The organism is Moraxella equi, from assembly GCF_002027555.1.
GTDB lineage: Bacteria > Pseudomonadota > Gammaproteobacteria > Pseudomonadales > Moraxellaceae > Moraxella > Moraxella equi.
Genome location: NZ_MXAP01000078.1, coordinates 1 through 13397 on the forward strand (window position 1 = coordinate 1; position 13397 = coordinate 13397).

The following is a 13397-nucleotide window of genomic DNA, read 5'->3' on the forward strand; positions in this document are numbered from 1 at the left end:
TTAAGTTGAGAGTGGGGTAATTTTATGATATTTAGCAAGTAGCTCATCTTCGCTCTCGTCATAATCAGGGTCTTTGGGGATGCAGTCCACAGGGCAAATGTCCACGCATTGAGGCGTGTCATAGTGTCCCACGCATTCGGTGCATAGGTCGGGATTGATGACATAGATGTCATCCCCTGCTGATATGGCTTCATTAGGGCAGACAGGCTCACACACATCGCAGTTGATACAGTCGGTTGTGATTTTGAGTGCCATGGCTTAATAATCCCTGCCCCATGCCACGAGCATGGTTTTGGCGTCCAAATCCACATTAAGCACGATGTCGCTATGCCACGGGATGAGTCTATCTTCGCCATCCACGCTCTCGGCGGTCGGCTTGACCGAGATGATGGCATGGGCGGACGTTTCAAACATCTCTTTGATGATGCCCAAATTATCGCCTTCTTCATTGACGACTGTCAATCCCACCAAGTCCGACCAATAATACTCATCGTCATCCAAAGCGGGTAAGTTTGATTTATCCACCCAAACGCTCACGCCATTCATGGTCTCTGCCACGTTACGGTCAGGCACTTCCTTAAAACTTGCCACCAACCCTGCCCCCTGCTCTCGCCAGTCGCTGACCGTCAAAGGGCGAAAACCGAGTGCTGTTTTCATGTACCAATGAGGCATGTCAAAGATGTCCGAGCGGTTGTCAGTCAAGCTAAATACCCACAGCCAGCCCTTAATACCATAAGGTTTTTTTAGGGTAGCGATTTGGATGAGCGTGTCGGGATTGGGCGATGTTGTCATGGCGTTTTAAATAAATTAATAAAAATAAATGCTTGCAAGGTAAATAAGAGTTTTGACTTATTTTAAAACCAGTAAAGAGATAAATAAAAATCGGTCTGCATGACACTCATCAATCAATGATAAGAGACACACAAACCGACACAAGATGTCAGCGATTACGCTTTGTTGCTAGCCTTAACCAGTTGAGCAACACGGTCAGAAGGCTGAGCTCCTTTACCAATCCACGCATTATAAGCGTCTTGGTCAATGCGAAACGCTTCTTCTTGACCACGAGCCAGTGGGTTAAAGAAACCAATACGCTCAATGTGGCGACCGTCACGAGACGCACGCTTGTCAGCAACAACGATTTGGTAGAATGGGCGTTTTTTTGAACCGCCACGAGCTAGACGAATAACAACCATGATAATTCTCTCTTGAATTGGGCATGTTGAACATTGATAACATTTTATAAAATAAGATGAAAATTTGACAATTTCAATCAATTTTTGCATGAAAAATGGCTATCCGACCACTTAATTTAAAAAATTAAGTTAAAATCTTAAAATTTACACAATTAAGTGGTCGGATTGTTTTTCATCGTCAAAAACTTGTCTGATAGAATAACTATCAGCCTCAAGTTTTTTCCTTGAAAAACGGGCGATTTTTCTCATTTTTCATGGCAAATACCGGTATTCAACACGCCCTTCATTAAATGATAAAGTATTTGCAAGAAAAAACTGGTCGCCAAAAATGTGAGGATGAGCCGATGGCAAAACCAGATTTATAAAAAGACCCTAATTATACCAATTTTTATGCCATTTTCAAAGTAATTTTTTAAAAATTCTCACGTCATGATGTAACGCCTGACGACATGGGCATAAATTGGTTTAACAAAGCAATTTCCGACTTTATGCACAAAACGTGTGTTAAAATAGAGCGTATCGCACTTTTATCCCATTTTTATGAAAAAAAATTACAAATACTGGCAGCTTAAAATCAGACACACGCTAAATTCTAACACATGGCAGACGGTCAGCATGGTGATTTTTATCGTCTTTGCCAGTATCGCTTTATCGATTTGGCTCATTTGGCGAAGCCTGTATCTGCCTGAGATTAAGAATCACGCCAGTTATTTGGCAAGCGAGCTGACCTTTATTGACAACGCCAATCAGAGCTTTGCAGACGACCCTGCCATGCTCAAATGGGTGCAGGACAACAGCCATGTGCAAATCATCAGCGACCCGAGCGAGTTTCCTGTGGTCAATGACAAGATAGTGGCTGACTTTTTTACCGACATTTTTGCAGGGCAAGTCAGCCGAGAGCTTGGGCGTGAGGTCAAGGTCTATTTTAAGTTCAAACCAACTCCTAAGCTGTGGATTTGGGACAGCAAATACCCCAACGTTTGGCTGCGTGAACCTGTCATTCATTATTCGCAGTACAGTGTGGGGTTACTGGCAGGCTTTGTGTTTGGCTTGCCGATTTTGACCATTTTGGTGAGTCTGATTTTGGTGCGTCGCCTAAATCGCCCACTCAAAAAACTAGAACGCACCGCCAATGACTACATTCATCTAGGGCATGCGACCGTGCTACCCGAGGTTGGCTCAAATGAGATTCGTAAAGTCAATACCGCCTTTAACCGCCTATTTCACACCCTACATCAAGCCCAAAAAGAACGCACCATCATGCTCGCTGGCATCAGCCATGACTTACGCACGCCCCTAACTCGCATGCGACTGACTGCCGAGATGTTGCCTGATGAGTTTTTTCGAGAAGGGCTGGTGTATGACATCGAGGACATGGATGCTATTTTGGAACAGTTCATGTCGTTTATGAAAGACGGCTCGGATGAAGCAGTGCGAGCGACCAATTTGGAGCTGATTTTCCATGAAATCAGCGTGCAGTTTAATGACGTGCGTTTTGTCTATGACAATCGGGTCGCCGAAGATGTCATGGTGCGTCCTTTATCCATGAAACGCTTGATTGTCAATTTGGTCAATAATGCGGTGCGTTATGGGCGTGAACCTATTCATTTGGGGACGGTAATTGATTATCGAGACGCTGATGATTTGACCACCAACACCCTTAAAAAAAGAATGCTCACCATCAGTGTGCGTGATGAGGGCGAGGGTGTGGCGGAGAGTGAACTACAACGTATTATGCAACCTTTTGAGCGTGGTGAGACAGCACGGACAACCCAAGGCAGTGGGCTAGGTCTTGCCATCGTCAGTCGTATCGCTCACCTGCACCAAGGCGAGGTCATCGCCCACAACCATGACAATGGCGGGCTAGAAGTTCTTGTGCATATTCCTTTGGTAGATAATATACGAAGCACAACTGACACATCAGACAATCCGACAAACCATGACGTCAGTGAAGATGACAAAACTGGCTCCGATTAGACTGATACATATCAGTTAATGAATTGACGTGATTTTTAATTATTTTTCACCAATCTCAGGGGGTAGCTGATTGGTCGTATCGGTAAAGCTGACGGGGGCGACAAGACTGGTTTTGGCTTGCTCAACATTCTTATCGGTACTAGGCACCAACAAAGAGTAACCCAACAGAGCCGCATTGGCAAGCACCAATAATCCAAAAAGATAAGGCATATTGACATCCTAAGATAAATTTGTAATTTATTTTAGCATAACTTTACCAAAATGCCACGCCAGTTATCTGCATTTATCGCTATTCGTCTGTACCGATGAGCTTTTTCTCACTTTTTGCGCCCGTCAGCTCATCTGCCACGATGACCACCCTCACCTGTTTGACTGGCCATTCCATGGTAAATCTCGCCCCGTGCAAACTTGGGCTTTCATCCACACTCATGTTACCACTAAACCAAAATGCAATGCGTGAAACAATGGATAAACCAAGTCCATAGCCACCTGACGCACGGGTACGACTGTCATCGAGACGGGCAAAAGGAATGAACACTTTCTCACGGTCAGCTTCAGGAATGCCATGCCCATCATCTTCGACGGTGACAAATGCCATGCCTTTTTTGACCCCTGCACTGATAATGATGGTGCTTTTGGCATAACGCAGGGCATTGCCCGCTAAGTTTTGCACCACACGGTGTAGATAACGCCTGTCTGCCATCGCCACCACTTTTTGGGTAGGCGGTTTGATTTGTATGGCAATGGGCTTGCCCAAAGCATTAGTCTCACGCTCGATTTGTTCAAGGAGCTCTTTTAAGCACACCATTTCCCAATCCATCTTGGGCGAGCCTTCTTCGAGCTTGGCATAGGTTAAAATTTCATCAATGAGTTCATTTAAAGAAGCAATGTCATCATCAATATACTGCTTTTGTACCTGCCGTGACTCATAATCATCATCATCAGCAAGCATGTCCACCGCAAAACGAATGCGTGCCACTGGTGTTCTTAACTCATGGGAGACGGCACGGGTCAGCTCGCGTTGGGACTCAATGAGTCTTTTGATGTGGCGGGTCATGGTATTAAAGGTTGATGACAGACGGGCGATGTCATCGTACCCTGCCACCTGCACCATGGTGTCAAGTTTACCTTCAGCAACTTTATTAACCCCCATTTGTAATAGTTGCAAACGTCGCTCCAATGGGAAAATCAGGGCATACACCCCAAAGCTGACCAGTAACAGGCAAATCAGCACAATACTGATAATGACGTCCAAAGAGAAGAAATTAAACAACGGTACATTCGCCACCAACACTTCATTAGGGATGTTTGATGAAACCATCACTGACAAATGCGGATTTTGATTTTGGTTGTCAAAAGTCAGCACCGCTTTGCCTGCGTTTAGCTTATCAAACTGCTCCCTGTCCAACTCCAAACTTGCCAGTGGCATGAGTACGATGGGGTAGCCAAAATTTTTACTTAGATAAGCAAGGCGTTGTTGTTTTTCTTCCAAAGTATCATAATGTCTTAAATCATCAAGCAAAAAACCCATGGCGGCATGAATCTGTCTTTCGTTAATGCGGTCAAGTTCGGCGGATAATATATTCTGACCATCTTCTATTTGATGATAAACCGTAGAATGACGGGTCATCTCATCATGACGCACCACAGATTTGCCTTCATGGAGACGTTTTAACTCACGCCCTTTAAAATCAAATTCATCAACGGGCGTTACATGAATCTCAGAACCAAAAGCTCGACTGGTTGCCAGTAGCCACTGCTCTTTGTTGCTCTCATGCTGTCTGTCATAAGAAGCTGTGCCTAAATAAAAAGCAACCGTGGCAATCGACTCTCGGTAAGATTGCAGGCGTTGCTGGTTAATTGCCTGCATGAGAAAATAGCCAAAAAAAGCAACCAAAAAGCAGACAAGCAAAAGCCCTGCATAAATACGAAAAAAGATACTACGTTCGGTGATTGATGAGAGTGCCATACCATTGACTTATCATGAGTGAAAATAAAAAGCCAGCGATGTGGCTGGCTTTATTGTAGCATAGCTTGGATATTGACTGATGTTAAGATTACAATTAATTGCCTTCTTTAACAAACAGATAACCTTTACTACGCACTGTTTTGATACGTTTGGGATTTTCTGGGTCATCGCCAATTTTTGGACGAATACGAGAAATACGCACGTCAATTGAACGGTCTTGACCATCGTACTCAATACCGCGAAGTCGCTCAAAAATATCTTCACGAGATAAGATACGACCTGCATTGGATGCAAGTAGCCAAAGCAAATCATACTCAGCACTTGTAAAGTCTACCAGCTCATCATTTAGGGTAACAGAGCGACCGCCATTATCAATGACCAAATCACCAAATTCCAAACGCTGTGGCGTGTCATCTGTCGGTGCCGAGTCAGAGCGACGAAGCAAGGCACGGATACGGGCTAGCAATACTCGGGGCTGGGCAGGTTTTGCCACGTAATCATCCGCCCCCATCTCTAAGCCTAACACCTGATCCATGTCTTCGGTACGTGCTGTTAACATTAAAATCGGCTGAGCATAGTGTGGGCGTACTTCACGGCACACTGTCAAGCCATCACTACCTGGCAACATGACATCAAGCACCACCAAATCAGGCTGTTCACTAATGATGCGACGAATCGCACGAGTGCCATCAGTTTCAATCGCCACGTCCAATCCGTTACGTCTGAGATAGTCTTGGGTTAAGACGGCAAGACGCTCATCATCTTCAACAATCAGAATTCGAGGGATGTCTTCTTTTTCTGGGGCTGTCGTTGTCATATATTGTCCTTGAATACATCAAAAGATACATCAAAATCAGGTAATGCCATCAATCAATTAAATCTGCTTAATAGACGTGCTTATTTTATCAAATTTTTTGACGATAAGCACGATTTTTCATCAGTAATTAAGCAAATAATTAAGCACGGTTTTTGTACTTTTGAATGGTTTGTAGCTGTGCCAATGACTCTGCCAATGCTGTCAGGGCAGCAGTGGTATCAATATTAGCACTTTGATTTGCCAGGGCTTGCTCAGCATTGCGACGAGCTTCGGCGATTTTTGCTTCATCCAGATTACTGGCACGTTCTGCCGAATCGGCAAGCACGGTCACAATCTTAGGTTGAACTTCAAGTACGCCACCTTGTACATAAATCACTTCATCTGTACCATCGGCTGATTTTAGGTGCAAAGGACCTGGTTTTAGCAAAGTAATGATTGGCGTATGACCTGCCAAAATACCAAGCTCACCATCAATACCCGAAGCCACAAGCACGCTAATCTCACCTGAGTAAAGCTCTTCTCTGGCACTGACCACTCGGCATGTAAATGTTGCCATGATGACTCCTATCTATATTTATATCATCGTTTTGTCCGTGATAAAGTCAATTAAGATTGGATTTCTCCAATCTTAACTTTGGACATTAAGCAGCTTTTAGCTTGTCAGCTTTTGCAATCACTTCATCAATACCGCCAACCATATAGAAGGCTTGCTCTGGCAAGTGGTCATATTCGCCACTGATGATGGATTTAAAGCCAGCAATGGTATCACGCAGTGCCACATATTTACCAGGTGCCCCTGTAAACACTTCTGCCACGTGGAAAGGCTGTGATAGGAAACGCTGAATTTTACGAGCACGATAAACAACTAGCTTATCTTCTTCTGACAACTCATCCATACCCAAGATGGCAATGATGTCTTTTAACTCTTTATAACGTTGTAGTACTTCTTGCACACCACGAGCGACATTATAATGCTCATCACCGATAACTTGTGGGTCAAGCTGACGCGATGTTGAATCAAGTGGGTCAACCGCAGGGTAGATACCTTGTGAAGCGATATCACGGCTAAGTACGACCGTTGCGTCCAAGTGAGCAAAGGTGGTCGCAGGCGATGGGTCAGTCAAGTCGTCCGCAGGAACGTAAACGGCTTGTACAGAAGTAATCGAACCTGACTGAGTAGAAGTAATACGTTCTTGCAACGCACCCATCTCTTCGGCAAGTGTCGGCTGATAACCTACCGCAGATGGCATACGACCTAGAAGTGCTGATACTTCGGTACCTGCTAGGGTATAACGGTAAATGTTATCAACGAACAACAGAACGTCACGACCCTTGCCAGTGGCTTCATCTTTTTCGTCACGGAAGTACTCTGCCATGGTCAGACCAGTTAGAGCAACACGCAAACGGTTTCCTGGTGGCTCGTTCATCTGACCGTATACCATCGCAACTTTTGACTTGGTAAAGTCTTCGGTATTAACAACGCCAGCTTCTTGCATTTCGTGGTAGAAGTCGTTACCCTCACGAGTACGCTCACCCACACCAGCAAACACGGACAGACCTGAGTGTTTTAGGGCGATGTTGTTAATAAGCTCCATCATATTAACGGTCTTACCAACACCGGCACCGCCGAACAGACCAACTTTACCCCCTTTTGCAAATGGGCAAAGCAGGTCAATCACTTTAATACCAGTTTCTAGTAGCTCTGTTGAGTTAGACTGCTCATCATAGCTTGGGGCTTCACGGTGAATAGACCATTTTTGCTCAGCATTCACAGGACCTGCTTCATCGATTGGGCGACCCAATACGTCCATGATACGTCCTAGTGTTGCTGTACCCACAGGCACAGAGATGGGTGCACCTGTATTAGAAACAGGTAAGCCACGTTTTAGACCTTCGGTAGAACCCATGGCAATGGTACGTACCACGCCATCACCCAACTGCTGTTGGACTTCCAAGGTAGTTTCCGTGCCATCAACATGAAGTGCGTCAAAGATTTGGGGGACTTCACCACGGCTAAACTCAACGTCAATTACCGCACCGATAATCTGCACAATACGACCGCTCATTGCGTTCTCCTAAATTTTTATATTCAGCTAAACTGACTTATGATACAGCGGCAGCACCACCAACGATTTCCGAAATCTCTCGGGTAATCGCTGCTTGTCTGAGCTTATTATAAACCAATTGTAAATCTTTAATTAAATTACCAGCATTATCTGTCGCCGCTTTCATCGCTACCATACGAGCAGATTGCTCTGATGCGATGTTTTCAAGGACGGCTTGATAAACCAATGATTCAATATAGCGTACCATCAAACTGTCAATCAACGTCTTTGTATCAGGCTCATAAATATAATCCCAACCGTGACTGATGCCCTCATCATCGGACAAAGCTCCCTCAGGTAAAGGAACAAGCTGAGTGATTGATGGTTTTTGGGTCATGGCGTTGATGAACTGATTGTATACCAAATAGATTCTATCTAATTTGCCATTTTGGTAATCATCAAGCATGGTCTGTACAGGACTGCTGATGTGTTCATAGCTTGGGCTATCGCCATAATCAGTAACTACCGATGTGACATTACCACCAAAGTTTTTGAAAAAACCAACGCCTTTTGAGCCAATGGCTGCAAACTCAACTTCGACAGACTGCTCTTGGTAAGTTTTGACTGACTTTAATAAACTTTTAAACAGGTTAATGTTTAGACCACCCGCCAAACCACGGTCAGAAGTAACCACGATAAAACCCACACGGTTCACAGGGCGACTGACCATATAAGGGTGCTTATAATCGGACTGTGCTTGCACAAGGTGTGAAATCACACGGTGCATACTTTCAGCATAAGGGCGACCCATGCCCATGCGTTCTTGAGCCCGACGCATTTTACTGGCAGCAACCATCTGCATGGCACGTGTGATTTTCTGAGTGCTTTTAATACTGGTTACTTTTGCACGTATTTCTTTTAAGCTTGCCATAATTATTCCAAAACTGGACTCAGTTTAAATGGGTATATGGTGTATCAATGATACACCATATTGCTCTTAGTAGCTACGAGATGCTTTGAAAGCTTCAATCCCTGCTTTTAGACGACTCTCGATGTCATCATTATAGTTGGCAGTCTCATCAATCTCACTCATGAGAGCACCATGTTCGCCACGAAGGAAGCTTAACAAACCTTGCTCAAAAGCACCGATTTTTTCAACAGGTACATCAGCAAGATAGCCTTCGTTTGATGCATAGATGACCGCCGCTTGGTCAGCGATAGACATCGGTGCGTATTGTTTTTGCTTCATCAGCTCAGTCACACGCTGACCATGTTCAAGTTGCTGTTTGGTTGCGTCATCCAAATCCGATGCAAACTGAGCAAAGGCAGCCAACTCACGATACTGTGCCAAGGCTGTACGGATACCACCTGAGAGCTTTTTGATGATTTTCGTTTGAGCTGCACCACCCACACGAGATACCGAGATACCAGCATTTACCGCAGGGCGAATACCTGAGTTAAATAGGTTAGATTCTAGGAAAATCTGACCATCAGTAATCGAAATGACATTGGTAGGTACGAACGCTGATACGTCCCCTGCCTGTGTTTCAATGATGGGTAGGGCAGTCAATGAACCAGTTTTGCCTTTGACTTCGCCACCCGTAAACGCTTCTACATAGTCCGCATTAACACGAGATGCACGCTCTAACAGACGTGAGTGCAAGTAGAATACATCCCCTGGGTAGGCTTCACGTCCTGGTGGACGGCGTAGCAGTAGTGAGATTTGACGATAGGCAACCGCTTGCTTAGATAAATCATCATAGATGATAAGTGCGTCTTGACCACGGTCACGGAAGTACTCACCCATGGTACAGCCAGAATATGGGGCGATGTATTGCAGTGCCGCAGGCTCTGATGCTGATGCAACCACAACGGTAGTATAAGCCAATGCACCTGACTCTTCTAGTTTACGCACCACGTTAGCGATGGTTGAGCGTTTTTGACCAACAGCAACATACACACATTTGATGCCAGAGTCTTTTTGGGCGATGATGGCATCGATTGCCATGGCGGTCTTACCTGTTTGGCGGTCGCCAATGATAAGTTCACGCTGACCACGTCCGATTGGAATCATGGTATCAACCGCTTTATAACCTGTCATAACAGGCTCATCAACCGATTGACGAGCGATAACGCCAGGGGCGATTTTTTCAACTTTATCGGTTAGCTTAGCATTGATACGACCTTTGCCATCAATAGGATTACCCAAAGCATCAACCACACGACCCAACAGTTCAGGACCTACGGGTACTTCTAGGATACGACCTGTGCAGTATGCTTTTTGCCCTTCTTGTAGGGGCAAATAGTCGCCCAAAACGACCGCACCGACTGAGTCTTGTTCTAAGTTTAGTGCCATGCCATAGACATTGCCTTCAAACTCAATCATCTCGCCATACATGGCTTCTTCTAGACCATGAATTTTTACAATACCATCAGAGACACTGACGATAACGCCTTCAGTTTTAGCAGTTGCGCTTACGTCAAGGTCTTGAATACGTTGCTTAATCAGATTGCTGATTTCAGCTGGATTCAATTGTTGCATTGCCTTGTTTCCTATAATTTAGACAGCCACAGTTTATGCTGTTAGCTGAGTCTTTAATTGTTTTAACTTGCCACGCACCGAGCCATCAGTAAACTTATCGCCCACTTTAATGGTCGCACCCCCTAACAGTGAACTATCCACAGCCTCGTGTAAAATCACGATAGAACCTGTTGAGATAGCCAAGGATTCTTGTAGGGATTTGCGTTGGGTTTCAGTTAGTGGGTAGGCTGATGTTACGTAAGCGTCAACCTGTTTTAGCTCTTGTGATTTTAGCTTGCTGTAATGAGCATGAATCTCAGGAAGCAAAGACAGTCTGTCATTATCAGACAGCTGGCTGACAAAGTTTGTCAATGCCTTATTGGCTGTCAGATGCTTACTTCCTGCTAATACTTCTGCCGCCGCACTCACGTCCACGCCCTGTGATGCCGCTGTCTGCAACGTTTGGGCAAGTGGTGAGTTATTCGGTCTTTGGCTAGTGTAGATATCCATCAGCACCGAAGCTTTTTGACTGGCGGGAATGGCTGGATTGTGTAGCAAACCAATAAATGCGTCATTACGCACAATATCCGATGCCATCAACAAGAAGTCTTCCCATTCGTTAATCGCATTTTGCTCTTTAGCATAGTCAAACGCAGCCTTTGCGTAAGGTCTTGCCAAGGTAGATAATTCAGCCATGAGTTCCTCTAATTACAGCTTGGTTGCCAGTTGTGCTAGCATGCTGGCATGTTTTTGTTCATCAACTTTTTCTTCTAGAATCTTTTCAGCACCAAGTACTGCAAGAGTCGCAACTTGTGAACGTAGCTGTTCACGAGTTTGGGCAATTTGTTGGTCAACCGTCTGTTGGGCCGCACCAATAATACGCTCGCTTTCAAGACGGGCTGTGACTTTGGCGTCTTCAATCATTTGATTGGCAGTTTTGTTAGCACGTTCAATGATAGAAGCAGCCTCAGCTTTGGCACTTGCAAACTCTGCTTGGACTTGTGACTCAGCAGATGCAAGGTCAGCTTTTGCTTTTTCGGCGGCGTTTAAGCCTTCTTCGATTTTACGTTGACGCTCGTTAATCGCTCCGATGAGTGGCGGCCATACGAATTTCATGCAGAACCACACGAAAAACGCAAACGCAATCATCTGACCGATAATGGTGGAATTAATATTCATCCAATCACCTCATTTGTTAGTGAAAGTCAGGTGATAGCCAATTGCTGTCGGCAAGTAAACTGCCGACAAGAATGGACCTAGACTGACCGCTTCAACTTATGCGAATGGGTTGGCGAATAGTAGAAGCATGGCAATACCAACACCAATCATCGGTACGGCATCAAGAAGACCTGCCACGATGAACATTTTGGTTTGAAGTTGTGAGCCAAGCTCAGGCTGACGAGCAGTGCTTTCTAGGAATTTACCGCCTAGGATAGCAAAACCAATACCAGTTGCCAAAGCACCTGCACCGATTAGAAGAGCCACAGCAAGAAGCGTGTACTGAGCGATTACTGGATCCATGATGTCTCCTTAATGACCTATTTGAAGGGTTAAAATAAAAAGTGTCAATTAATGTTCTGATGTCTGTGAGATGAGCGACAGATAAACAATCGTCAACATCATAAACACAAACGCCTGTAAAGTGATAACTAGAATATGGAAGATTGCCCAAGCCAAATGTAGCGGTACGCCCAAGCCTTTAACAAACAAGCTCTCAGACATGTACATAAGTGCAATCAGAATAAAGATAAGCTCACCGGCATACATGTTACCAAACAGTCGCAGACCTAGCGAAATGGGTTTGGCAAGCAGAGTTACTGTCTCTAAAACTAGGTTAATGGGGATTAAAATCGCTTGCAAGATTGGGTTTTTGGCACTAAATGGGTGTAAGGTAAACTCACCAATAAATCCGCCCACGCCTTTGTATTTAAGACCAAAACCAATGATGAGCAGTAGCACACAAAATGCCATACCGAGCGTGATGTTCGGGTCAGTACTTGGTACAATCTTAAAGTAAACATGATGCGGGTCGTGACCCATCAGACTGCCAATCCACTGTGCGGTACCAGGGATGAAATCAACAGGAATCAAATCCATCAAGTTCATCAAGAAAATCCACACAAAAATCGTCAATGACAAAGGTGCAATCAGCTTTGATGGACCTTTATAAGATTCACGGACACTGTTGTCCACAAAATCAACAATCATCTCAATGAAGGCTTGTAGCTTGGTAGGTACGCCTGATGTCGCCTTACGCCCAACCATCCAAAACAGCCAGCAAAAGAAAGCACCCAAACCAACCGACCACAGCATGGAGTCCAAATGAATGGCTTTAAAGCCCATCTCTGCGGCTTCTTGGGCGGTGTGTGCCACTTTCCAACCATGTTCTGGATGATAACCATACGTCCAGTTGGTTAAATGGTGAGCAATATATTCTGAAGAATCCGCTGCCATAATAAGCTCTTATTTTTAACTTGGTTAATCAGAACGTGTGAAAAATTCATCACGCAATCCATCAATTTGCAAGGTGTTGAGTTCTCAACACGCTCTAAAATGACACAATAAAAAATTGCTGGTTCAACTTATCCCATAAATATCAATCAGCAATTTTAAATCATTCATTTAAAGTACATTATTGTCAATCATTTCATACAAATCATTGAAAATAGCATACTTGTAAATTTATGAAATTTTTATCGGAATGTTTGTAGGGCGTGTTGAATACTGGTATTTGCCATGAAAAATGAGAAAAATCGCACGTTTTTCAAGGAAAAAGTGAAGTTTGATAGTCATTCTATCAAACAAGCTTTTGACGATGAAAAACAAGATTTAGCCATTTTCCATGCAAAAATTGGTTGAAATCGTTAAATTTTAT

16 protein-coding genes are annotated in these 13397 nt (G+C 44.3%); 2 read left to right on the forward strand and 14 right to left on the reverse strand.

The window, feature by feature from the left end:
• From B5J93_RS08140 to rpsP, 3 genes are all read right to left on the reverse strand, one after another.
• Positions 1–255, reverse strand: coding sequence for a YfhL family 4Fe-4S dicluster ferredoxin (locus B5J93_RS08140; RefSeq protein ID WP_079325946.1), 255 nt, complete (start codon positions 253–255; stop codon positions 1–3).
• A 3-nt stretch (positions 256–258) separates the two neighbouring features.
• Positions 259–792, reverse strand: coding sequence for a ribosome maturation factor RimM (gene rimM, locus B5J93_RS08145; RefSeq protein ID WP_078274453.1), 534 nt, complete (start codon positions 790–792; stop codon positions 259–261).
• Positions 793–947: 155 nt separating this feature from the next.
• A complete protein-coding gene (gene rpsP / locus B5J93_RS08150; RefSeq protein WP_029102950.1) occupies positions 948–1193 on the reverse strand; it encodes a 30S ribosomal protein S16 in 246 nt (81 codons plus the stop codon).
• 540 nt (positions 1194–1733) lie between these two features.
• On the opposite strand from rpsP, the gene B5J93_RS08155 reads away from it, so the two are divergent.
• On the forward strand, positions 1734–3170 hold the full coding sequence (locus B5J93_RS08155) for an ATP-binding protein (RefSeq protein ID WP_079325947.1): 1437 nt from the start codon (positions 1734–1736) through the stop codon (positions 3168–3170).
• A gap of 39 nt (positions 3171–3209) precedes the next feature.
• On the opposite strand, the gene B5J93_RS13535 is transcribed toward B5J93_RS08155, so the two are convergent.
• From B5J93_RS13535 to atpB, 11 genes are all read right to left on the reverse strand, one after another.
• The gene (locus B5J93_RS13535) at positions 3210–3380 is read right to left on the reverse strand and encodes a hypothetical protein (protein ID WP_158080715.1); all 171 of its coding nucleotides are present in this window, start codon (positions 3378–3380) and stop codon (positions 3210–3212) included.
• A gap of 79 nt (positions 3381–3459) precedes the next feature.
• On the reverse strand, positions 3460–5139 hold the full coding sequence (locus tag B5J93_RS08160) for an ATP-binding protein (protein WP_079325948.1): 1680 nt from the start codon (positions 5137–5139) through the stop codon (positions 3460–3462).
• 94 nt (positions 5140–5233) lie between these two features.
• Positions 5234–5956, reverse strand: a complete 723-nt coding sequence (locus tag B5J93_RS08165) for a response regulator (RefSeq protein ID WP_029102947.1) — start codon at positions 5954–5956, stop codon at positions 5234–5236.
• Between the two features lie 139 nt (positions 5957–6095).
• Complete coding sequence (locus B5J93_RS08170; protein WP_079325949.1) at positions 6096–6512, reverse strand: F0F1 ATP synthase subunit epsilon; 417 nt, start codon at positions 6510–6512, stop codon at positions 6096–6098.
• Positions 6513–6597: 85 nt separating this feature from the next.
• Entirely contained in the window at positions 6598–8022 is a 1425-nt protein-coding gene (gene atpD / locus B5J93_RS08175; RefSeq protein WP_065255032.1) for a F0F1 ATP synthase subunit beta, read from the reverse strand.
• A gap of 37 nt (positions 8023–8059) precedes the next feature.
• The gene (gene atpG / locus B5J93_RS08180) at positions 8060–8932 is read right to left on the reverse strand and encodes a F0F1 ATP synthase subunit gamma (protein ID WP_078274458.1); all 873 of its coding nucleotides are present in this window, start codon (positions 8930–8932) and stop codon (positions 8060–8062) included.
• A 66-nt stretch (positions 8933–8998) separates the two neighbouring features.
• The gene (gene atpA, locus B5J93_RS08185; RefSeq protein ID WP_079325950.1) at positions 8999–10543 is read right to left on the reverse strand and encodes a F0F1 ATP synthase subunit alpha; all 1545 of its coding nucleotides are present in this window, start codon (positions 10541–10543) and stop codon (positions 8999–9001) included.
• A 33-nt stretch (positions 10544–10576) separates the two neighbouring features.
• Positions 10577–11218 carry a F0F1 ATP synthase subunit delta gene (locus B5J93_RS08190; RefSeq protein WP_079325951.1) on the reverse strand — a complete coding sequence of 214 codons (642 nt, stop codon included), beginning with the start codon at positions 11216–11218 and terminating at the stop codon, positions 10577–10579.
• Between the two features lie 12 nt (positions 11219–11230).
• Positions 11231–11701 (reverse strand): F0F1 ATP synthase subunit B, encoded by a 471-nt coding sequence (locus B5J93_RS08195; RefSeq protein ID WP_029102940.1) that lies wholly within the window; start codon positions 11699–11701, stop codon positions 11231–11233.
• Positions 11702–11797: 96 nt separating this feature from the next.
• Positions 11798–12043, reverse strand: coding sequence for a F0F1 ATP synthase subunit C (atpE, locus tag B5J93_RS08200; protein ID WP_003658962.1), 246 nt, complete (start codon positions 12041–12043; stop codon positions 11798–11800).
• 48 nt (positions 12044–12091) lie between these two features.
• Positions 12092–12976, reverse strand: coding sequence for a F0F1 ATP synthase subunit A (gene atpB / locus B5J93_RS08205; protein ID WP_029102939.1), 885 nt, complete (start codon positions 12974–12976; stop codon positions 12092–12094).
• A gap of 282 nt (positions 12977–13258) precedes the next feature.
• Between atpB and B5J93_RS14215 the strand changes: the two genes are divergently transcribed.
• Positions 13259–13381, forward strand: a complete 123-nt coding sequence (locus B5J93_RS14215) for a hypothetical protein (protein WP_265734207.1) — start codon at positions 13259–13261, stop codon at positions 13379–13381.
• The last annotated feature ends 16 nt before the right edge of the window (positions 13382–13397 follow it).